Here is a 22043-nt window from a genome sequence, read left to right on the forward strand (position 1 = left end):
AGGCTGGCTATTTTAGCCTGTCTGGCTCAAGTATGACTCTCACGCATAGCCTTTGAAGTATTCAGCTGGTTACGGCGAACACCACGGATGTTCATGAATGCCAGCCCCAGTTGCAAAACGATCAAGGCATACGCCTGTGTATGCAGGCCCCAGGTGATCCATAATCCATTGCTGGCAAGAAAGCACCAGAACCCAAGGTTTCGGCGGTTTTCACGTTGGGAAGCAACCAGCCACGCTGCGATCAGGGTCACGGCCATGGCTGGCCATTGCAATAAATCGATGTAATCCATGAAACATTCCTGCTGACAGACCTTATGCAGAGCGCTCTATCGGCAGGTGAGTTCCAACAGCGTGTCGGCGGTCATCCATCAATGATGTCGAATCAGTCGCAGGCCGTTTGCAACCACAATCAGGCTGGTACCCATATCGGCGAAGACAGCCATCCAGAGCGTGGCCTCGCCCATGATTGTCAACGCTAAGAATATCGCCTTGATTCCCAAGGCTAGTGCAATATTCTGCATGAGAATGCGGTGCGTGCTACGGGAGAGGCGAATGAAGTCCGGCAGTTTGCGCAAATCGTCATCCATCAGTGCCACGTCTGCCGTTTCGATAGCCGCATCGGTACCGGCGGCGCCCATTGCAAAACCGATGTTAGCCCGAGCCAGAGCAGGGGCGTCGTTGATGCCATCGCCAACCATACCGATTACAGCACCGCTCCGTTGCTTTTGCTCCAAAATCGCAAGCTTGTCCTCGGGCAGTAACGAGCCATGCGCTTCATCGATGCCTACCTGACCGGCAATACGGTCTACGCTGTGAGGGTTATCGCCACTGAGCACCAGGGTTTTTATGCCTAACGCATGAAGTGCTGCGACAGCGCTCTGGCTGGTTTCCTTGACTTGATCAGCAATGATGAACAGCGCCAGTACCTCCTGTTGGCTGGCAAGCGCCACCACACTTTGACCTGTCTGCTCGAGCGATTCGATACGGTGCCGTAGATTCTCGGAGGCCAGCCCTTCGCGCTCCAACAGGCGGCGATTACCCAGAAAGTAGAGCTGATCCTCTATACGGCCTTGCACGCCTTGTCCTGCCCGGGCTGAGAAATCCCGTACGTCTTTTAAGGCAATACCTTCTTGCAACAGAGCATGGCTCAAAGCCTGTGAAGCGGGATGATCTGAGCGCAAGGACAAACTGGCCGCCCATTCCAACGCCTGACTCTTCTGTCCGGTGAGTACGATGCGGTCGACCAACTGCGGCTTACCCTCAGTAAGCGTGCCGGTCTTGTCGAGGGCAATCCACTTAAGCTGGCGGCCTTGCTCAAGAAATGTCCCACCTTTCACCAAGATGCCACGTCGTGCGGCAGCCGAAAGCCCGCTGACAATTGTGACCGGTGTTGAGATAACCAAGGCGCATGGGCAGGCAATAACAAGCAATACCAGCCCTTTATAGAGCCACTCCAGCCAACCTCCCCAACCCAGCAGGGGAGGCAACAGGGCAACCGCAACGGCAATGAGAACAACCGCTGGCGTATACAAGCGAGAAAAGCGATCTACAAATCGTTGAGTAGGCGCGCGCGCGCTTTGAGCCTGCTCTACGGCGTGGATAATGCGAGCCAGGGTACTTTCGTTGGCTCGATGGGTAACACGATACTCCAAGCTGCCCTCACCATTGATGGTGCCGGCAAACACGGTATCGCCGGGAGCCTTGTCGACCGGCAGGCTTTCGCCTGTAATAGGCGCCTGGTTGACACCTGACTGACCGGATTCCACCTCTCCATCCAATGCAATTCGCTCCCCCGGTCTTACCCGAATGAGCGCGCCGGGTTGGACCTGTTTGGCTGGCAGTGTTGCCCAAGTACCATCCGCCTGTCGTACGGTCGCGTTTTCTGGTGTCAATGCCAGTAATCCCTGGATGGCATTGCGGGCACGGTCCAGTGAGCGTGCCTCGATCACTTCAGCGATGGCAAACAGTACGCTGACCATGGCCGCTTCAGGCCAGTGGCCAATTAACAGGGCGCCGGTGACCGCAATGCTCATCAATGCATTGATGTTAAGAGTGCGCTGCCTGATAGCGATCCAACCTTTGCGATACGCCGGTAGACCAGCCAGGGCAATGGCGGCCAATGCCAGGAATGCTACAGCGAACTCAGGCACAGTACCCAACCACTCACCGACTTCGGCTGTCAGGGCAGTAGCCAAGCCCAGGCCCAGCGGCCACCAGGGTTTTGCCGCTGGTACTGCAGGGGCTTGCTCATCACCTTTCAGTTCAACAGCCTGCATGCCCAGCCGATTGATCTGGGTCTTTAGCGGTTCTGCATCGGGGTAGCGATGGCGAACGCGTAGGCTGCGCTGAATCAGGTTGAATTCCAGTGCTTCGACCGCCTTCAGCTTGGCGAATGCATCACGGATCAGCTTCTCTTCAGTCGGGCAATCCATGGCATCGATACGCAGGCTTGTCCACTTGGAGTGATCAAGCACCTCGGGCTCGGTAACGCCCGGTATAGGATTGGACTCAAGCGAAATCTTTGTGTGACTGTCGCAGCAGGTCTTTACCTGAGGCTCACAGCAGGACGATGGTTTGGGTCCGCAACAGGATGAATCATGCGCCATGACAACCTCCATTGACGTTAGGGTTGTCATTGCACACCCTGTAGCTACTACAGGGTCAAGGAGGCGTTATGAAAATAGGTGAATTGGCCAGCCGAACGGGATGTTCCGTGGAAACCATTCGGTATTACGAGCGTGAGGGACTGCTGCCAGCGCCTGTTCGCAGCGCGGGAAACTACCGTCAATACAGCGAGGCCCATCTGGAGCGATTGACCTTTGTTCGGCATTGCCGCTCCCTGGACATGACGCAAGACGAGATCCGCTCCTTATTACAGTTGCGGGATCAGCCTGAGCCGGACTGCTGTCGGGTCAATGATCTGATCGAGGACCATATTCATCATGTGGAGGTGCGTATCCGTGAACTTACCGAACTACGCAGACAGCTCATGGCGTTGCGTCAGCAATGCTCAGGCAAGGTATCCAGCGATATATGCGGCATCATTCGGGAGCTGCAACAACCCGCTGGACCTTCAGCGATCGAGGAGGCCTGTAGCCATGCGGGGCATGACCATGTGCCAGGAGTGCACAGACGATAGGGTAGGCCGGTCGGCATAGGGCACCCATAAAAAAAGCCCTGCAATCGCAGGGCTTTTCGAGGTTGTGGCTGCGTTACAGTGTCTCGGCCCACAGGTCGTATTCGTCTGCGTCGGTTACGCGTACCCATACCTTGTCGCCTGGCTTCAGGTCGTGTTCGCTATTGACATACACATTGCCGTCGATCTCCGGGGCATCGGCATAGGAGCGGCCAATGGCGCCTTGTTCGTCGACTTCGTCGATCAACACTTCAATATCCTTTCCAACCTTCAATTGCAGGCGAGCCGCAGAAATGGCCTGCTGATGCGCCATGAAGCGCTCCCAGCGATCCTGCTTCACGTCATCCGGTACGGCACCTTCCAACTCATTGGCCGGTGCGCCTTCCACAGGGGAATACTGGAAGCAGCCCACACGATCCAACTGAGCTTCGGTCAGCCAATTCAGCAGGTACTGGAAATCCTCCTCCGTCTCACCAGGGAAGCCCACAATGAATGTGGAGCGAATGGTCAGCTCCGGACAGATCTCACGCCACTTCTTGATACGGGCCAGGGTGCGGTCCTCGAAGGCAGGACGCTTCATGGCCTTGAGAACTTTGGGGCTGGCATGCTGGAAGGGGATATCCAGGTAGGGCAGAATCTTGCCCTCGGCCATCAGCGGAATGATGTCGTCCACGTTCGGGTAGGGGTAGACGTAGTGCATACGTACCCAGACGCCCATGCTGCTCAACGCCTCGCATAGTTCCAGCATGCGAGTCTTGACCGGCTGGCCATTCCAAAAGCCGGTACGGTATTTGAGGTCGACGCCATATGCACTGGTGTCCTGGGAGATGACCAACAGCTCCTTGACTCCGGCCTTGACCAAACGCTGAGCCTCATCGAGCACATCGCCGATCGGGCGGCTGACCAAATCGCCACGCATGGACGGGATGATGCAAAAGCTGCAGCGATGGTTGCAGCCTTCGGAAATCTTGAGATAGGCGTAGTGGCGGGGGGTGAGCTTGATGCCCTGCGGCGGTACCAGGTCGACCAACGGATTATGCTCGCGCTTTGGCGGCACTACCTCATGGACCGCGGTCACCACCTGCTCATACTGCTGCGGACCCGTTACCGCCAGTACGCTCGGATGTACATCACGAATCGCAGATTCTTCCACCCCCATGCAGCCGGTCACGATGACCCGGCCATTTTCAGCCAGGGCTTCGCCGATCACTTCCAGAGACTCGGCCTTGGCGCTGTCAATGAAACCACAGGTATTGACCACCACCACGTCGGCGTCCTCGTACGTGGGAACAACCTCGTAACCTTCCATGCGAAGCTGGGTCAGGATGCGTTCGGAGTCGACCAGAGCTTTAGGGCAGCCGAGGCTGACAAAGCCGACTTTGGGCGTGGCGGGGGTGGACATGGCTAACCTCAGGAGGTGCGCAGAACGCGCTGATGATCAAAAAACGCGCGATTTTAGCGGTGCGCGCCCGGACTGAGAAGAGGCATTTGGCGCTTTTACTCGGATTAACCTGCGCTTCGTCAGTTATCGGGTTTGGCTTGCCCGAGGCTGAACCGCTAGACAGGCATAACTAGTGATAGGGTATTTATTATGTTATAAAGTAACAATAACGAGGTGGTTTATATGTCATCGAATTCTTCCCTTACGTTCAAGACGTCCTTTCTGACCCAGTCTGCCTGGGCCCGTTTAGGGGTGTCGATCGTGCTGCTTCTACTGCTATGGGCTGCTATCCACTGGGCGGTATCCATCCCATGAGTGCCTGTATTTCATTAAATGACTTAACGGTTGCCTACGAGCGTCATCCCGCCGTACATCATGTGTCGGGTTGCTTTGAAGCGGGCAGCCTCACCGCTATTGTGGGCCCTAACGGCGCAGGCAAGTCAACTCTGATCAAGGCCATGGTCGGCATGCTGCGACCAGTAGGGGGCGGCGTCGACCGAAAGGCCTTGTCTGCCTCGGCCATCGGCTATCTGCCCCAAGCGGCTGAAATTGACCGAACCTTTCCGCTGACGGTTCTCGACACGGTTGCCATGGGCGCCTGGAGACGCATCGGCATATTCGGTGGAATGAGCCGGGGCCAGCTGCAGCAAGCCCATGAGGCGCTGATTGCCGTCGGGCTGGAAGGTTTTGGGCACCGCCTGATCGGTTCCCTGTCGGCAGGCCAGTTCCAGCGCGTATTGTTCGCACGGCTCCTGCTGCAGGATGCGTCAGTCATCCTTCTGGATGAGCCGTTTAATGCCATCGATGCACGCACGACCCGCGATCTGCTTGATCTGGTTCGGCGCTGGCATGGTGAGGGGCGCACCGTCATCGCTGTTCTGCATGATCTTGAGCAGGTAAAGCAGCATTTTCCCAGTACATTACTGTTGGCTCGCGAAACCATTGCCTGGGGGGATACCCGAACGGTGCTGACCCAGGAGAATCTGCGGCGTGCCCGGAATATGGCTGAGGACTGGGATGAACAGGCCGACGTCTGTGATGAGAGGCGCCGCGCATGATGTTGTATCACGCCTTGTTCGAGCCGTTTGTCGAGTTCGGATTCATGCGTCGCGCCTTGGTCGCCTGCATGGCGCTAGGGCTGGGCTCAGGTCCGGTCGGTGTATTGCTCATGCTCAGGCGCATGAGTCTGGTAGGGGACGCCATGAGTCATGCGGTCCTGCCGGGGGCTGCCATCGGTTTTCTGGTCGCTGGGCTTTCCTTGCCAGCCATGGGCCTGGGTGGGTTGGTAGCCGGCTTGACCGTAGCCCTGTTGTCTGGGTTGGTCAGTCGTTTTACTTCGCAGCGTGAAGATGCCAGTTTTGCGAGCTTCTACCTGACCTCTCTCGCCGCGGGTGTCTTGATCGTCTCGCTAAGAGGCTCGAATATCGACCTGCTGCATGTCCTGTTCGGTACGATCCTGGCGATTGATGATGCCGCGCTCTATCTCGTAGGGGGCATCGCCTCTGTGACACTTCTCCTGCTGGCCGTTATCTATCGTCCGCTGGTGCTTGAGTGTTTCGATCCTGGATTCCTGCGGGCCGTAGGTGGCAAGGGCTCGCTTTATCACTTCCTGTTTCTGCTGCTGGTCGTGCTCAACCTGGTCGCAGGCTTTCAGGCGCTTGGAACGCTTATGGCGGTCGGCCTGATGATGTTGCCTGCCACCGTAGCGCGCTTCTGGGCTCGCTCGTTGCCCGGACTGATGCTGGTGGCGAGTCTGGTTGCCATACTGTCCGGCTTTATCGGCTTGGTTGTTTCGTACCACCTGGGCGTGGCCTCGGGTCCGTCCATTGTTCTGACGGCCAGTACGCTTTACATCTTCTCGTTAATTTTCAGCCCTCTGGGCGTCGTTCGCCGTTTCTTCCCTAAACCCCATCTATCCCGTTGAAAGGAGTCATGTCATGCGTCTCACGTTGTGGAGCGGGGCTGCTGCCTTGCTGTTGTCAGCGCTTTCCAGTTTTGCCCAAGCCAAGCCGGTAGAAGCCGTTGCGTCATTCACGATCCTGGCCGATATGGTTCACCAGGTAGGAGGCGAGCGGGTTCATGTCACCTCATTGATCGGGCCCAACGGCGATCCTCATGCGTATGAGCCGACGCCTAACGATGCCAAAGCGCTCAAGGCCGCCGATGTAGTATTTATCAATGGACTTCATCTTGAAGGCTGGATGGATCGTCTGATCCAGGCATCAGGGTATAACGGTACCCCTGTCGAGCTGTCGGACGGTATCAAGACTCGTATGCGACAGAAGAACGGCAAGACCGTAGTGGATCCCCACAGCTGGAACAGCGCTGCCAGTGGTGTTGTTTATGTTCAAAACATCATCAAGGCCCTCAAGCGCATAGACCCCGAAGGCGCTGATCAATACGAAGCCAATGGTCAACGCTATATCGATCAGCTAAAGGCGCTGGATGCGTATACCAAGCAGCAGATCGAAGCCGTGCCGAAGGCGCAGCGTAAGGTGCTTACCTCCCATAACGCGTTTGGCTATTTCGGTGATGAATACGGTGTGACATTCCTGTCTCCCCTGGATCTTTCTACCGAATCTGAAGCGTCTGCCCAAAAAGTGGCCAATCTGATCCGTCAGATCAAGGAGGAGCACATCACGGCTTATTTCATTGAGAACTCGAACGATCCGCGTCTGGTGCAGCAGATTGCCCAGGCAACCGGGGCTCGTGCCGGTGGCGAGTTATATGTCGAGTCGCCGTCCAAGGCGGACGGGCCTGCGCCTACCTACCTGAAAATGTTCCGTTACAACGTCGATAAGATGGTTGCAGCCATGAAAGGAGAGTAACGGGCTTCGTTTCATTCAGCCACGTAACAAGGCGTGGCAGATGGAACTCCTGAATCACAAGAACCGTCCTTTTAGGACGGCTCTTGCTTGAATCCGGAGAAAACAATGACGACTCGCCGCCGCTTCATGCAATATTCCCTGTGCGCCTCGTCGGCGCTGCTCTTGGAAGCCATGTTGCCTCGTCTTGTGCTTGCACAGGCTGGCATGCTGAGGCGGCAGATTCCCTCTACCGGCGAGCAACTCCCTGTCATTGGCCTTGGAACCGCCGATTCCTTCAATGTCGAAAGCACTCCACAAGCCTTAAAGCCGTTGGCTGACGTGCTTGACCGTCTATTTCAGGCGGGAGGCACTGTTATCGATACGGCGCCGAGTTACGAGAAATCCCAGGGCGTCATTGGTACGTTGCTGGCGCAGCAGGGACGTGCTGAAAAGGCGTTTCTGGCTACCAAGGTAGAAGGGCGCGAGAGCAGTATCGAAGAGATCCAGCAGGAAATGGCGGACCTCAAGGGCGCTCCTATTGATCTGCTGCAAGTGCATAGCATGATCAATTACAAGACGCTGCTCCCGTTGCTACGAGAGATGAAGCAGCAGAAAATGATTCGATATGTAGGGATTACCCATCACTCAGAAATGGCTCAGGATCAGATGATGGACCTGGTCGCTTCGGAGCCGATGGACTTCATTCAGATCAATCTCAATCCCCAAGATACCAAAGCCGAAGAAAAGCTGTTGCCTCTGTGTCAGGACAAGGGCGTAGCGGTCATGATCAATCGCCCGTTCCTGGACGGCCGTCTGTTCAACCAAGTAGCAGGCAAGCAGCTTCCGGCATTCGCGTCCGATATCGGCTGTGCTTCCTGGGCGCAGCTGATGATCAAGTACTCAATTTCGCATCCTGCAGTTACCTGCATTATTCCGGCGACCTCAAACCCGGCCCATATGGCAGAAAACGCACTGGCCGGAACCGGTGAGCTGCCCGATGAGTCCATGCGCAAGCGCATCGCGGAATATTTCCAGTAAAGTGTCAGGTAATCGCTGGACACTTTTAAGCAGGATTCAATACGCCGGGTGGGGTAATGACCATGCCTTGGTTGCGTTGTGCACACATAATCTTGGCAATCCGTACTTGATCCTGCCGCCACATCGGAGCAGGATGCGCCCGTTTCGATAAACCCGGAGTCTTGCATGAGTCAAGCTGCTTCCCAGGCCCATGGTGAAAAGGGAGCCTCGGCCATAGGTATGGCCATCGCGGCCGCGGGTATCGTCTATGGCGATATTGGTACCAGCCCGCTGTATACCCTCAAGGAGGTGTTTTCTCCTACGTATGGCCTGGCGCCTACCCACGATAGCGTCCTGGGTATCCTGTCCCTGATCTTCTGGTCGTTGATCTGGGTCGTGACGATCAAGTATGTCTTTTTCGTTCTGAGGGCGGATAACCAGGGCGAGGGCGGCATCATGGCCTTGACTGCATTGGCAAGGCGGGCGTCCGCACCGTTTCCAAAATTGCAAATGGTGCTGGTGCTGCTGGGGTTATTTGGTGCCTCGCTGTTTTACGGCGAAAGCATGATTACACCGGCCATTTCGGTACTGTCTGCTGTAGAAGGCCTGGAAGTAGCCTTTTCTGGACTTGATCATATTGTGGTGCCAGCGGCAATCGTTATCCTGGTCGGACTCTTCATGCTACAGCGGGGCGGTACTGCCAAGATTGGCAAGCTGTTCGGTCCGGTTATGGTCCTCTGGTTCACCGTGCTAGGCGCATTGGGTATTTATGGCATTCTGCAGGCGCCTGAAGTCCTCAAGGCTTTGAACCCATGGTGGGCATTCAACTTTTTCATCGTACACCCCGGACTTGGCATCGCTATTCTGGGCGCTGTTGTGCTGGCGCTGACAGGGGCTGAGGCGCTGTATGCCGACATGGGCCATTTCGGCCGCAAACCTGTCGCGCGCGCCTGGCTCTTCCTGGTGCTGCCCGGATTGGTGCTCAATTACTACGGGCAAGGTGCCTTGGTTCTGATCGACCCAGAGTCTGTACGCAATCCTTTCTACCTGCTCGCACCTGAATGGGCATTGATCCCAATGGTCGTCCTGGCGACTTTTGCCACGGTCATTGCCTCACAGGCAGTCATCTCAGGTGCGTTCTCCATTACCCGTCAGGCAATCCAGCTGGGGTATGTACCGCGTATGCAAATCCTGCATACCTCAAGTCATGAACAGGGCCAGATTTATATTCCTGCCATGAACTGGGCGCTTCTGACAGGCGTTATCCTGTTGATCATTGGATTCGAGTCCTCTGGCAACCTGGCCGAGGCCTACGGCATTGCCGTCACGGGAACGATGCTGATCACAACCTGCCTGGTATCTTCGGTAGCGCTGCTGCTATGGAAATGGCCTCGCTGGTTCGCCATTCCGATGCTCATTGGATTCTTCATTGTCGACTCGCTGTATTTTGCAGCCAACGTTCCAAAAATCGTGGCAGGCGGTGCATTTCCTGTCATTGCGGGCATCATCCTGTTCACGTTGATGACCACATGGAAGCGCGGCCGGCAGATTCTGGCTGAACGGCTGGATGAAGGGGCACTACCGCTACCGATCTTTATCGGCAGCATCCGCTCCAATCCGCCTTTCCGTGCCAAGGGGACAGCCGTCTTTCTGACAGCGCGGCAAGACGCCGTTCCACACGCCCTGCTTCATAACATGCTGCACAATCAGGTATTGCATGAGCAGGTGGTGTTGCTGACCGTTATCTATGAAGATACGCCGCGGGTTCCTGTCAGCCGCCGTTTCGAGGTGGACAGCTATGGGGACGGTTTCTACCGTGTTCTCTTGCATTATGGCTTTATGGACGAGCCCGACGTGCCGGCTGCGCTCGCATTGTGTCACCTGGAAGACCTCGATTTCACGCCCATGCGGACGACGTACTTCCTTAGCCGTGAAACGGTCATTGCGTCGAATAATCGTTTGGGAATGGCTCGCTGGCGAGAGAATTTGTTTGCCTTCCTTATGAAGAATGCCAGCGGCAGCCTGCGTTTCTTCAACCTGCCAGTTAACCGGGTAATCGAGCTGGGTACTCAGATCGAGATCTAGCAGCCAAGTCGCAGATATAAAAAAGCCGCCTTGGGGCGGCTTTTTTATTGGGATCAGTTGAATACAGGTGGAGGCAGGGCATCCGGGTCGGTAATGAACGGCATCTCCCATGGGTCCAGCGATTGACCCAACTGGGAAAGCTCTTGCCGAACATTCTCGATAAAGCCTTTAAGCTGCAGCGGATCGCTGTACTGTGCAGCGGTCACCTCAGGGACCGCCAAGACCTCTTCTCCTTCATGCCCGATTACGCTGAAGCCAAAGCTGTCAGCCTGGGGGTTGGCTGAAATAACACAACCCAGCGGAGTGAAGGCATCTACAACCAGTTTTTCAGCAGCATCCAGCGAAAGGGGAGTGGTCATGGGCGTCCTCGTTCAAAGGTTGAGAGCCGGTAGACCACTGATCGCACGCGTTCTTTCCGACCACTCGTCCCCAGCCGAGGATGTGTTCCATCGGCTGGGCGTCCTGGTTACGGTGTGCGTGTACGAGCCTCGATGGCGTTTATCATGTGGCGTGCAAGCTTGTCGTAGTCATTATCGAAATGGTGACCACCGGGTAACTCAAGCTTTTCGAAATTGGCTCCAGGCTGCGTGCAACCGCTCTCGTCCTTTTCTTCCGCACCGTAAATGCAGTAGATCTTGCTGGCAGGCACCTTGACCATCTCCGGTCCGGTTTGCATCTCGTCACCAGCCTTGCCCAGCCAGCCCTCAACCTGGATTTCAAAATCACCGCTACGGGCAAAGGCCAGCAGCACCATGGCCGATACCTGTTCCTGATCTGTTGCAGGTAAACGGTTATAGACCGCCGGAAGCAGATCCGCGCCAAATGAGTAGCCGGCCAGGACGAAGCGTTTCGCGCCCCAACGCTCACGGTATGTCTGCATCAGATGGGACAAGTCTGTCGCCACCTGTTCCGGGCTTTTGTGTTCCCAGAAATAGCGCAAGGTATCGATACCTACAACTGGCCACCCGTTTTCTGCCATGGTCTGTGCCGAATCACGGTCAAGATCACGCCAGCCACCATCGCCGGAATAAAAAAACGTCACTGTATCCTTGTGCGCGGCCGGCTCTTCAGCCGGGACCTCTACAACAGGGACATCGCCACCCTGACCGAGCAGCTGACGTTGAAGCTGGGTACGCAAAAGCGTAACCAGTGGTGTGCCGTAATCACTGATAGTGGTAGCGGCATTATCCTGGCCGCGGACAAAGCGAGCAGTCTCATCGCCTGGGTTATCGTTCCAGGCGAGATGCCATTTACCGTGTTCGGCTTTCTGTGGCAGCGGATCAGAGCAGTCGGGCTCGTCGAGCTTTGTACCGACCGACAGGGCGCTGACCTTGTCATCCTGTTGCCCGGCCAGCCAGCGCCAGGCCAATGATCCACCCGCATCGATGCCTGCCACCATGGTAGGCGCTCCGCCAAGATGGCTGATGGCGTCTTCCAGGCTGGCGCGTTGCGCGGCACATGCCTTGCTCTCGGGCAGCTCATACTGGACCAGCATGGACTTGGTGTTTTTGGCCAGGGTTAGCAGGTCAGCATCGGATAACTGCTGTTCAGCGGGGTTTGCAACAACGACTCGGGTCAGTGGCTTGCCGGCAGGCCTTGCGACGGTTACGACGCTCTGATCATCCTGTACGTGTACCTCAAGGCTGGCGGTACTGGGCCAGCGATGAAACCACCACCACAGTGCCGCTGCGGCAATGACAATTATCAACAGAAGAAAAAGCAACCCGCGTTTACGTCTAGTCATCAACGTTTTACCAGTCCTGTAATACCGCCTGCAATCAACGCAGCGGTGTCAGCCAAGGCGACCAAGGGATCAAGTCCTGCTGGAACGGCCAGATAGCGAGGCTCCCATTCCGGATCGAACTTATCTTTGAACCGTCTCAACCCCTGAAAGTTATAGAACTGCTCGCCACGTCGGAACACCATGGCCCCTAGACGCTGGGTCAGAGGAGCACCACGGCGTGGATGCAGTCCCGCCAATGGCACCATCCCCAAGCTGAAGCGTTCCAGGCCTCGCTCCTTGAAGTGCAGGATAAGGCCGAGCATGAGGAACTCCATGGTCAGTTTGGGCGCATCAGCTGCCACTCGCATCAGGTCGATACTGGCCAGCTCTGGCCGATCGGTTTCCAGAAGATTAGCAAACGCTACCGCTTTTCCCTGAAACCGAACGACAGCAATGCGGAAGTGCTGCAAATACTCCGGGTCGAAACGACCAAGTGAAAAACCCTTCTCGCGGACATGTTTACTCTCCAGCCAGATATCGGAGATAACTTTTAGCTCTTCGAGAGGTGCCTGACCCGGCTCATGGAACTCGATGAGCAGTCCATCCCGCTGGCCTCGGTTCCAGGTGTAGCGCAGGTCTTTCTTACCCTTGCTGTCCAGATCGAATGTTTTGAGATTGACGCGGGCTTCCTCACCCAACTTCAGTGCGGTGAGACCGATGTCCATGTAGAAAGGCAGATTCTCGGCACGAACCTGATAGAACACAGGTCGTGCATGGTGCATGTCGCATAGATCGCGAAATTTCCAGATCAACTCGGCTCGTGTCTGAGCGGAGCCGATGGGATCAAACAGGGCGATCATGCTACGGCCACGACGGCCATACATCAGAAAAGCATTTTCCGTTTCATGAAACAGCAAGGCCTTGTCGCCTGTCATGGCCAAGCCGCCATCAGGCTGCTCAGATGCTTTGACGGCGTCCAATGCCTTTTGCAGATCTTCTATGGTAGGCAGCGTAATTTCTGGCGGTGCAGCCCGCAAGAGCCAGCCGAGTGACAGGGCCAGTAGTAGCACCACGCTGCCCATGGCTGCTCGTGCACCTCGCGGGGCGCCTTCCTCCAGCGTAAATTGCCACCAGAGCTGGTTGTCGTAGGACGCATCCTGGTAAACAAACAGGAGCAACCAGATAGATGCCGCCACGACGCACAGGCTTGCAACGACGTACAGAGGTGAAAAGGGCAGTTCCAGTAAGCGGCTCCGGCGGTAGAAGGAGCGGCGGAACGTAGCCAGGAGGGCAGCCGTAATCGCCAGGATCGATGCCTCCTCCCAATCAAAGCCCTTTAGCAGCGAAAGCAGGGAGCCTACCAGCAACAGCACCAGGGTGAGTACCCAGGCGGCCGAGAGCCGCCGCCGCAGGCCTTGAGCCAAGAGTAGGCACACAACTCCGATCAGGCTGGCTCCCAGATGCGAGGCTTCAATAAGACGCTGTGGCAGCAGGAATCCGATACCTTTCAGACGCGTATCGATCTCTGGCGTAACGCCTGAAAAGAGCAGTACGACCCCTGAGAAAAATACCAGGACTGACAGAACGGGGGCTGCAAGGCCAGAGGCAACACGGATGGCCGAGCTGCCAGATAGAAAGCGCTTTCCCTCGGTCAGCAGCAGGACAAGGCAAGCGATGACCAGGGGAAGCAATACATAAATGATCCGGTACAGCAGCAGGGCCGCTGCCAGGGGAGCTGTCCCGATCTTGTCCGAAAAAGCGGCTAGCAAAACGGCTTCAAATACCCCAACGCCGCCCGGAACATGGCTAAGCACACCTGCTGCGAGTGCCAGCAGATACACCAGCATGAATGCACCCAGCGGTGGTGCCTCGGGCAGTAATAGATACAGCACTGTGGCGGCAGCCATGACGTCCAGGGCTGTGATCACCAACTGCAGGGCGCTTAGCTTGAAGGTGGGTAAGCGCAGGGTCTTACGGCCCAGGCGGAACAGGCGACTATCAGGCGAAGGCTGCTCGTCCAGGGCTCGCTTGCGAAGGAATACAATGCCTATGGCATAGATCGAGAGAATGGCAATCGCAATGCCAGCTACCAGAGTAGGTGAAAGACGCAGGGCTGTGGAGGCCGAAGGCAAATCACTTAATGCTGCAACCGCAGCCAGAGGGGGCAGTGCCGTTCCCAGTGACAGGCTGGCAAAGAATGTCATCTGGGCCACTTCAATGGCGCTCAGGCCTTGGCGGGCATAGAGACGATAACGAACCGAGCCGCCAGACAGCATGGACAGGCCAACTGCATTACCAATGGCGAAGGCGGTAAGTCCACCCAGCGCCAGGGTCTTGCCTGGTAGATGAACGCCGGCGAAGCGACTGGCAGACCATTCGTAGCCAAGCAGAATGAGAAAGCCCACAGCCGTTGCCGCGACGGCCCCCATAATAGCGTGCGAGGGGATACCCAGCAGTGCAGTGTGGAGAGAGGGTAGATCAATACTGCTGACCAGATGCCAGCACACAAGCAGGGCGACGCCAAACAGGAGCAGTGTCAGGCCCAGCTCAAGAGGTTCTTTATAGGCCGTAATGCGCTCTAGCAGGCGCCAGGGCAATGCTTGCGGAGGAGAAGAGGGTGAAGGTGATGAATCGGATGAAGAAATAGCAGACTTGTTTACAGGATCGTTGGCGCTCATGAAAGCCCCTCAGGGAAACTGCGCGTCAGATTAGTCACATACAGACTTTTGCCAAGCCCCATGTATCAAAAAAATGGAAACTCTTTGAATATTGAAGGCTAAAAGGAATAAAAATTCGACACAAACAAAAAAGCCACTCGATTGAGTGGCTTTTTAAATTTGGTTGCGGGGGCAGGATTTGAACCTACGACCTTCGGGTTATGAGCCCGACGAGCTACCAGACTGCTCCACCCCGCTTCTGATGTGGCCAGTATACGGGTTTAAAAAATGATGTCAACAAAAAATTCAATGCTGACAATGATTTGCTGAAAGCCTTATCACGAGGACTTATGAATGCACCTTTATAGGTAGCGCATTGCCTAAAGAGGGTATCCCTTCATCGGAGTGCCGAAATGAAACCGCAATGGCTGATAAATACCTCCATGACACTGGCTTTACTGTCACCGCTAGCCATGGCCCAAACGGCTGAATCAGGGCGTACCCCTCAGGACACCGCGCATGACCCACAGCATGTCGAAGTTATTTCACCAGAGGCGCAGGAGGCCGAGCAAAACCAGCGGGGCGTTGAGCTGCCGGAAAACAGAGTCAATCAAGGGGCTACTCGAAGCGATCCGCTTGCCCGGGAACGGCAAGAAATCGACAACGATATGGAGCTAGATCGCAAGCAACCGCTAAACAACTGAAATGCGGCCTGTATCCCGTGGCCTGGATTAGGGCGATAAACGGTGACCAAAAAAGGATTTTTTGCATTGCCGAGGTGGTCATTTGAATAGGCTCTGGTTATTCCAGTGTCTCCCTGGCGGTTTCAACGTCGCTGTCGGCCGCCAGGGCTTACCTCTGCTCTAGAGCAGAGGCGTACCTGGTAACCTTTTTACCATTAAAGTTATCACGATAACGGTCGATAAGATCTGGACCTTCATGCCATTTCAACGGCTTGCCGAAATTGTTGTCCAGAGGCTGCGCTATGCTCCAACGTTTGAAATTTAGCCATAAGATATTGGCGACGGCCTCTATTGTGCTGATCGTCGCCTTCTCATTATTCATGAGCTATAACGATTACCTGCAGCGAAAGACGATTACGCAGGACCTGTCGTCCCGCCTGGACGAGCTGGGCACCAGTGCATCAGCAAATATCGTTAACTGGCTCAATGGGCGAATCACTCTACTTGAAGGTGAGGCCCAGGCTATCCAGAACAATGCCTCTCCTGAAGGAGTGTTTTCCATCCTTGAGCAGAAGGCCTATCTCTCCAGCTTCGAGTTCACCTATCTGGGACATGCCGATGGTCAGTTTTCCATCCGTCCTTACGATGAAATGCCTGCCGGTTACGATCCCCGTACCCGTGATTGGTATGTTGCCGCTCAGTCGCAGGGCCGCTCCTTATTGACGGAGCCTTATGTTGATGTGGGTAATGGAAAGCTGGTCATGACGCTGGCTACGCCTGTCATGAAGAACGGCACCTTGGCGGGTGTTCTGGCTGGCGATCTGAGTCTGCAGACGATGGTGGGTATCGTCAATTCGCTCGACCTGGGCGGTATCGGCCATGCGATTCTGGTGAATAGCGAAGGCAAGGTACTGGTCAGTCCCAGGAAAGAGGAGGTGATGAAAAGCCTCGCTGAGCTGTTTCCCGCCGGTGCGCCTGCACTGGATGGCGCGCTCAAGCGGGTCGAGCTGGACGGCAAGCCTCAGCTTATGGTCTTCAAACCAGTCACCGGTCTGCCATCGGTCAACTGGTACCTGGGCCTGATGGTTGATAAAGAGAAAGCCTACGCCCCGCTCAAGGAGTTCAGAACCTCGGCCGTGCTGGCCATGGTGATTGGCGTTGTGCTGATCATGCTGCTCCTGGGTGTGCTGATCCGTGTGCTGATGCGTCCGCTCACGACCATGAGCCAAGCGATGCAGGACATCGCACAAGGAGAGGGCGACCTGACCCGGCGTCTGGCCATCAATAGCCAGGACGAGTTTGGTGTGCTGGCCGCTGCCTTCAACCGCTTTGTCGAGCGTATCCATGGCTCGATCAGCGAAGTATCGGCCAGTACCCGCCAGCTCAACGAGGTCTCCCGTCAGGTGCTGGCGGCCTCCAACTCCTCGCTGCACAACTCGGACAACCAGGCCGGACGTACCGGAAGCGTGGCGGCAGCCATTAACCAGCTGGGCGCCGCCACACAGGAGATCGCCCGCAACGCTGCCGATGCGTCCGTACAGGCTACCAGTGCCCGGCAGCAGGCCGAGGAGGGTCGCCGCGTACTGGGCCAGACCCTGACGGCAATGGAAACCCTGTCCGCCAACATCAGCGCCTCCTGCGGCCGTATCGATGAGCTGAACCAAAAGACCACCCGCATCGGACATATCCTGGAAGTGATCCAGGGCATTTCCGAGCAGACCAACCTGCTGGCGCTAAACGCTGCGATCGAAGCTGCACGGGCAGGCGATGCCGGGCGTGGTTTTGCGGTGGTAGCGGACGAGGTGCGTGGTCTGGCACATCGTACCCAGAGTTCGGCCCGAGAGATCCAGAGCATGATTCAGGAGCTGCAAACCGGGGCGAGCGAAGCGGTTTCCACCATGACCGAAAGTCAGCGCTTCAGCGAGGACAGCATGACCATCGCGCAAAAGGCCAACGAGCGGTTGGGCTCGGTAGCCGAGCGCATTACCGATATCGATGGCATGACCCAGTCGGTGGCGGCCGCTACGGAAGAGCAGAGCGCGGTGGTGGAGTCGCTTAATGTCGACATTACCGAGATCAACTCGCTCAACCAGCAGGGCGTGGAAAACCTGAACGCGACCCTGGGCGCTTGCCATGCCCTGGAACAACAGGCCAATCGCCTCGATCAGCTCGTTTCAAGTTTCAGAATCTAACGATAGAGAGGCGGGCAGGTTTCCTTGCCTGTCTCTCGTTATTGCGACGCCTCGATTATCGGGGCGCTGCTATTTATATGTGCCGATTCAAACCGTTCATGGTCTTAGCTTTCAAGACGCTCTATGCCGCTACATTCATCTATTCGAGAGGCTGACCATGTACCTGATCCAATTGCTGCTGCCCCTTTATGACAACGATGGCCGCGATCTCCCTAAAACGCTATTTAGTGAGGTGCGCAATGAGCTTGTTGAAAAGTTTGGCGGGTTGACGGCATTCAGCCAGGCTCCGGCGAAAGGACTATGGCAGGAAGACGAAAGCCATACGGTACGGGATGAATTGATCATTTATGAGGTGATGGCCGACGCGCTGGAGCAGGTGTGGTGGCAGCAGTACCGGGCCTCGCTCGAGACCCGGTTTCGTCAGGAGACGGTGGTAGTCAGGGCCCACACTATCAGCCTATTGTAAAGTTTATTTATCCAGCTTTTTCTCGACTTCATCCAGCTTACGGTTCAACTCACCGACCTGGCTGTCCAGCTCCTTGTTCGATACCGGAGTGATGACCTTGTCGATGGTATGAGTGCCAGGCTCAGGACTTTCCAGATCGCTTACCGCCTCTTCGGGTAGCTTGCGCTGTGCATGAGCTTCGTCGCGTTTAGCGACCTGATCATGGTCATGGGACTTGTCGAGTTTATCCGTGCGATCAGTCATGGCGGCTCCTGGTTATCGTAATGTTCTAGAATTCCGAGTGTCGCGAGGCCGCTAAAGTTTCGGAGAACCGCTGGGTGGGTAAGGGCGTATAGCGCATAATACAGGCGCAGCGGTGTTAGCGAACCTGTCGAGCATGAGGGTATGACGCAGAGAAAAATCATCCATATCGATTGCGACTGTTTTTATGCCGCCGTCGAGATGCGTGACGACCCTCGCCTGGTAGGCCGGCCAATCGCCGTCGGTGGTACTCCCGATCGGCGTGGCGTGGTCGCAACCTGCAATTATGAGGCGCGTGCATACGGGGTGCGTTCGGCAATGGCCTCCCATCAAGCCCAGCGGCTGTGCCCCGACATTATCTTTGTGCGCCCGCGCTTTGATGTCTACAAGGCGGTATCGCGTCAGATCCATACGATATTTCGTGATTTTACCGATTTGATCGAACCGCTTTCCCTGGATGAGGCCTATCTCGACGTTTCGGACAGTCCGCATTTTTCCGGCAGTGCAACCCGAATTGCGCAGGAGATTCGCCGACGTGTGTGGGAAGAACTTCATATCACTGTTTCAGCTGGTGTGGCGCCAAACAAGTTTCTGGCCAAGATTGCGAGCGACTGGCGCAAGCCGAACGGGCTGTTTGTTATTACCCCACCGGAAGTGGCCGCGTTTGTGGCTACTCTGCCTGTTGCCCGGTTGCATGGCGTAGGCAAGGTGACGGCTGAAAAGCTGACGCGCCTGGGAATCGAGCGGTGCGAGCAGTTGCTCGAGTGGGGACGCCTTGCATTGATCAAGGAGTTTGGTCTGTTTGGCGAGCGGCTGTGGAATCTGGCTCAGGGAATTGACGAACGATCGGTCCAGGTGGATAGCCGACGTCAGTCGGTCAGTGTTGAAAACACCTTCGAGCATGACCTGCCTGATCTGGCCGCCTGTACGGCCCAGCTGCCCGCTTTGCTTGAAGAGCTGGCCGGGCGGCTTGGCCGACTGGATACCCATTACCGGCCGGAAAAACCTTTCGTCAAGGTCAAGTTTCACGACTTTACCCAAACCACCCTTGAGCAGGCCGGGGCTGGGCGGGATATCGATAGTTATCGACGGCTTCTGACCCAGGCCTTCATGCGGGGAGGCAAGCCGGTTCGCCTGTTGGGCGTAGGGGTAAGACTGATCGATTTGCGGGAGGGCGCCCGCCAATTGTCACTCTTTGAAGAGTAACCCGGGCGCCAGATACCGCTCGGTCAACGTGGACGCATCGACCGGACGGGAGAACAGGTAACCCTGGTAGAGATCGCATCCCAGGCTATCCAGGAGCGCCAGTTGTTCATTGGTTTCCACCCCTTCGGCAACGACTTTCAGATCCATCAGGCGCGCCAGGGCGATCAAGGTCTTGATCAGCGTTTCCTGGCGCTCGCTGCCAGGAACGTCGGCCAGGAAGGAGCGGTCAATCTTCAAGCTCGAAATAGGCAAGTGGGTCAGGCGGCTGAGTGACGAATAGCCAGTGCCAAAGTCATCCATGGTGAGTCGATAGCCGCTGGTTTCGAGGGTCTTGAGGTTGGTCAGCGTGGTTTCGTTTTCATGAAGCAGGCTGCTTTCAGTGATTTCGATTTCCAGGTCATGAGGGGTCAGCCCGTATCGTTGCAGGCAGCCGGAAAACTTTTCGGCCAGACCTTCCGTTGCGACTTCCTGAGCGGACAGATTGACTGCCACCAGTGGTGCGGTACCCAGGTCGCGTTTCCAGCGTGCAATCTGGGCACATGCCATATCACGAACATAGGCGTCCAGCGTATGGATCAGTCCACTTTCCTCGGCTATGGCGACAAACTGATCGGGTGGAACGGGACGGCCGTTGGGGTCCGTCCAGCGTACCAGTGCTTCCACACTGTGAAGGTTGCCTTGAGCATCGACCCGAGGTTGATAGTGAAGAAAAAGGGCGCGGGTTTCGATGGCCTTTCTCAGTTCCAGCAACAGCTCGGTTCGCTCGAACGTGCGCTGCGCCAGGGTGGAGTCATAGGTGGGTAGCAGCGTATCGCCATGGGGATTCTTGAGCGCATGACTGCTACGCTCGATCAATTGCAGCGCATTGGTCGCATCCTGAGGATAGAACGCGGTTCCAAGATCAGGCGCCACATCAATAAGATGTCGGTCGATCTGCAAATGCGGAGGTAGGCTGCTCTTGAGTTCATGTAGCCGATCAAGGCCGATTTCGATGCTGTCCAGCTCGGTGAGAACCACCAGAAACGTGGCGCCCTTGAGGCGAGCTACCAGATTCTTTCGTGGCAAGCGACTCAGGTGGTGCGCAAAGGCCTGCAGGTACTGATCGCCGACGTCCAGGCCATACTTGGTATTGATGTAGGTCAGGTGAGGAAGGCGAATGGTCAGCGCGGCCAGTGGCTTCGAGCCCGTCTGGCCAATTGCCTGCTCCAGTCTCTTGATGGCGCCGCTGCGGTTCAGTACGCCTACCAGCGGGTCCAGAATGCTCAGGCGCTCGGAGTTACGCAGTTCGCTTTGCAAAGCATGCAGATGGGTAATGTCACGCAGTTTTACCAGTACATTCTGATTGGATGTCGGCTGGCTGATACGAAGATTGAGCCAGCGAGGTTTAGTTCTACCCTGGACCTGCCATTCCTGCAGGGAGTCGTCCGGAACCAGTTTGACCGGCTCACCTTGTTCATTGCGTACTAGATTGCCCAAATAAACCTGACTCTCGATTACCCGCGCTGGTAGCCCCAGCAAGGCAGCCGCTTCGTCATTGAGTTTGAGGATCAGTCCATCGCTTCGGCAGAGCAGAAAGGCGCCCAGGTGGGAAAACACCTCATTGTAAAGTTGCTGGCTGTATTGCAGCGCCTGATTGAGCTGATGCTGGCGTCGCTGCGCATTGGCCAAGGTGGTTATGAGACGAGCAATGGCAAGCGGAATACACACGTTGAACAGCATGAACAGAAGCAAATGCAGGTAGTTGCGCGTGTAGTTCAACGACAGGTTTATGCCAAACAGATGAGGTATGGGGGTGTCGCTCAACAAAAGGTAAAGAGGCAGCAGATTGGCGACGCACAGCACCAGATAAACGCGCCAGTTGAAAAAGATCAGCGCCAGCAGCGGTGTGGCATAAATAATAAGGATGCCAGCCTTGGCTTGCTTGTAGTCGACGAAGAACAGGCTACACAGACCGAGTGCGTATAGGACGAAGATCAAGACCGTACCGCTAAGCCGATAGGAGCGTGATCTGAAAGCGAAGAGGCTGAAGAAGGCGCCAAGAAAGACGGCTTCCATTATCAGAACGTAAGGGCGACCGGCCTCTAGTGCCTGATAGGTACAGTGGATGAAAATAAGGGCAACCAGCACGATACTGCTGAGTGCCAGTACCCGCAGCGTGCTGGTTTTCCAGATAAAGTCAGGTGTTGGGGTTTGTCTGGATTCATCCAACAATAAAAAACGTCGGAGCCGATGAATCACTATAGATAGCCTGTCTGACAGTTAAGCGGCGGCGAATATCGCATACCGGATTTAAGGTGTCACGATAATGGCGCCATGGAATGAACGCCGTTTATCGAAAAGATAGCTGCCTACTATATAGTGTTTACAAAGGAGTGAAACCTTGAACACTG

General features: G+C 55.9%; 19 protein-coding genes, 1 tRNA gene and 1 pseudogene. 12 read left to right on the forward strand and 9 right to left on the reverse strand.

The window, feature by feature from the left end; genetic code table 11:
• Window positions 1–26: 26 nt before the first annotated feature.
• Both HMPREF1487_RS14595 and HMPREF1487_RS14600 read right to left on the reverse strand, forming a co-directional pair.
• Window positions 27–290 carry a hypothetical protein gene (locus HMPREF1487_RS14595; RefSeq protein ID WP_010797436.1) on the reverse strand — a complete coding sequence of 88 codons (264 nt, stop codon included), beginning with the start codon at window positions 288–290 and terminating at the stop codon, window positions 27–29.
• A gap of 78 nt (window positions 291–368) precedes the next feature.
• Window positions 369–2606 (reverse strand): heavy metal translocating P-type ATPase, encoded by a 2238-nt coding sequence (locus HMPREF1487_RS14600; protein ID WP_010797437.1) that lies wholly within the window; start codon window positions 2604–2606, stop codon window positions 369–371.
• Between the two features lie 68 nt (window positions 2607–2674).
• Between HMPREF1487_RS14600 and cadR the strand changes: the two genes are divergently transcribed.
• Window positions 2675–3139, forward strand: coding sequence for a Cd(II)/Pb(II)-responsive transcriptional regulator (gene cadR, locus HMPREF1487_RS14605; protein ID WP_010797438.1), 465 nt, complete (start codon window positions 2675–2677; stop codon window positions 3137–3139).
• A gap of 73 nt (window positions 3140–3212) precedes the next feature.
• Here the strand turns inward: cadR and rimO are convergent, their stop codons facing one another.
• Window positions 3213–4538: a 30S ribosomal protein S12 methylthiotransferase RimO gene (gene rimO, locus HMPREF1487_RS14610; RefSeq protein WP_010797439.1), complete on the reverse strand. Its 1326-nt coding sequence runs from the start codon at window positions 4536–4538 to the stop codon at window positions 3213–3215.
• A 222-nt stretch (window positions 4539–4760) separates the two neighbouring features.
• Here rimO and HMPREF1487_RS27955 point away from each other — a divergent pair, with 222 nt between their 5' ends.
• From HMPREF1487_RS27955 to HMPREF1487_RS14635, 6 genes are all read left to right on the forward strand, one after another.
• Window positions 4761–4892, forward strand: coding sequence for a hypothetical protein (locus HMPREF1487_RS27955; RefSeq protein ID WP_010797440.1), 132 nt, complete (start codon window positions 4761–4763; stop codon window positions 4890–4892).
• Window positions 4889–5635 (forward strand): metal ABC transporter ATP-binding protein, encoded by a 747-nt coding sequence (locus tag HMPREF1487_RS14615; protein WP_010797441.1) that lies wholly within the window; start codon window positions 4889–4891, stop codon window positions 5633–5635. The genes HMPREF1487_RS27955 and HMPREF1487_RS14615 overlap by 4 nt, the downstream gene beginning before the upstream one ends.
• The gene (locus HMPREF1487_RS14620) at window positions 5632–6501 is read left to right on the forward strand and encodes a metal ABC transporter permease (protein WP_010797442.1); all 870 of its coding nucleotides are present in this window, start codon (window positions 5632–5634) and stop codon (window positions 6499–6501) included. The genes HMPREF1487_RS14615 and HMPREF1487_RS14620 overlap by 4 nt, the downstream gene beginning before the upstream one ends.
• 13 nt (window positions 6502–6514) lie before the next feature.
• Window positions 6515–7405 carry a metal ABC transporter substrate-binding protein gene (locus HMPREF1487_RS14625; protein WP_010797443.1) on the forward strand — a complete coding sequence of 297 codons (891 nt, stop codon included), beginning with the start codon at window positions 6515–6517 and terminating at the stop codon, window positions 7403–7405.
• A 105-nt stretch (window positions 7406–7510) separates the two neighbouring features.
• Window positions 7511–8422 (forward strand): aldo/keto reductase, encoded by a 912-nt coding sequence (locus HMPREF1487_RS14630; protein ID WP_010797444.1) that lies wholly within the window; start codon window positions 7511–7513, stop codon window positions 8420–8422.
• A 165-nt stretch (window positions 8423–8587) separates the two neighbouring features.
• Entirely contained in the window at window positions 8588–10486 is a 1899-nt protein-coding gene (locus tag HMPREF1487_RS14635) for a potassium transporter Kup (RefSeq protein ID WP_010797445.1), read from the forward strand.
• A 53-nt stretch (window positions 10487–10539) separates the two neighbouring features.
• On the opposite strand, the gene HMPREF1487_RS14640 is transcribed toward HMPREF1487_RS14635, so the two are convergent.
• The 4 genes from HMPREF1487_RS14640 to HMPREF1487_RS14655 form a co-directional block, all read right to left on the reverse strand.
• On the reverse strand, window positions 10540–10845 hold the full coding sequence (locus tag HMPREF1487_RS14640; RefSeq protein WP_010797446.1) for a hypothetical protein: 306 nt from the start codon (window positions 10843–10845) through the stop codon (window positions 10540–10542).
• A 107-nt stretch (window positions 10846–10952) separates the two neighbouring features.
• Window positions 10953–12230 carry a virulence factor family protein gene (locus HMPREF1487_RS14645; RefSeq protein WP_010797447.1) on the reverse strand — a complete coding sequence of 426 codons (1278 nt, stop codon included), beginning with the start codon at window positions 12228–12230 and terminating at the stop codon, window positions 10953–10955.
• Entirely contained in the window at window positions 12230–14887 is a 2658-nt protein-coding gene (mprF, locus tag HMPREF1487_RS14650) for a bifunctional lysylphosphatidylglycerol flippase/synthetase MprF (RefSeq protein ID WP_010797448.1), read from the reverse strand. Before mprF ends, HMPREF1487_RS14645 begins: the two co-directional genes overlap by 1 nt.
• 160 nt (window positions 14888–15047) lie before the next feature.
• Window positions 15048–15124, reverse strand: a tRNA-Met gene (locus HMPREF1487_RS14655).
• Window positions 15125–15279: 155 nt separating this feature from the next.
• On the opposite strand from HMPREF1487_RS14655, the gene HMPREF1487_RS14660 reads away from it, so the two are divergent.
• The 4 genes and pseudogenes from HMPREF1487_RS14660 (at window position 15280) to HMPREF1487_RS14670 (ending at window position 18207) form a co-directional block, all read left to right on the forward strand.
• Window positions 15280–15570, forward strand: a complete 291-nt coding sequence (locus HMPREF1487_RS14660; protein WP_010797449.1) for a hypothetical protein — start codon at window positions 15280–15282, stop codon at window positions 15568–15570.
• A 359-nt stretch (window positions 15571–15929) separates the two neighbouring features.
• Window positions 15930–16883 (forward strand): annotated as a pseudogene (locus HMPREF1487_RS28380) (cache domain-containing protein); the annotation flags it as partial.
• A gap of 132 nt (window positions 16884–17015) precedes the next feature.
• On the forward strand, window positions 17016–17741 hold the full coding sequence (locus tag HMPREF1487_RS28385; RefSeq protein ID WP_371106381.1) for a methyl-accepting chemotaxis protein: 726 nt from the start codon (window positions 17016–17018) through the stop codon (window positions 17739–17741).
• A gap of 157 nt (window positions 17742–17898) precedes the next feature.
• A complete protein-coding gene (locus HMPREF1487_RS14670; protein ID WP_010797451.1) occupies window positions 17899–18207 on the forward strand; it encodes a hypothetical protein in 309 nt (102 codons plus the stop codon).
• 3 nt (window positions 18208–18210) lie between these two features.
• Here HMPREF1487_RS14670 and HMPREF1487_RS14675 read toward each other — a convergent pair whose 3' ends face one another.
• Window positions 18211–18450, reverse strand: a complete 240-nt coding sequence (locus HMPREF1487_RS14675; RefSeq protein ID WP_010797452.1) for a hypothetical protein — start codon at window positions 18448–18450, stop codon at window positions 18211–18213.
• Window positions 18451–18591: 141 nt separating this feature from the next.
• Here HMPREF1487_RS14675 and dinB point away from each other — a divergent pair, with 141 nt between their 5' ends.
• Window positions 18592–19653, forward strand: a complete 1062-nt coding sequence (gene dinB / locus HMPREF1487_RS14680; RefSeq protein WP_010797453.1) for a DNA polymerase IV — start codon at window positions 18592–18594, stop codon at window positions 19651–19653.
• Here dinB and HMPREF1487_RS14685 read toward each other — a convergent pair.
• A complete protein-coding gene (locus tag HMPREF1487_RS14685) occupies window positions 19636–21891 on the reverse strand; it encodes a putative bifunctional diguanylate cyclase/phosphodiesterase (protein ID WP_010797454.1) in 2256 nt (751 codons plus the stop codon). The two genes, dinB and HMPREF1487_RS14685, sit on opposite strands and share 18 nt — an antisense overlap.
• Window positions 21892–22043 lie beyond the last annotated feature (152 nt).

Origin of the sequence: Pseudomonas sp. HPB0071 (assembly GCF_000478505.2) — a bacterium.
GTDB classification, from domain to species: Bacteria; Pseudomonadota; Gammaproteobacteria; order Pseudomonadales; family Pseudomonadaceae; genus Chryseomonas; species Chryseomonas luteola.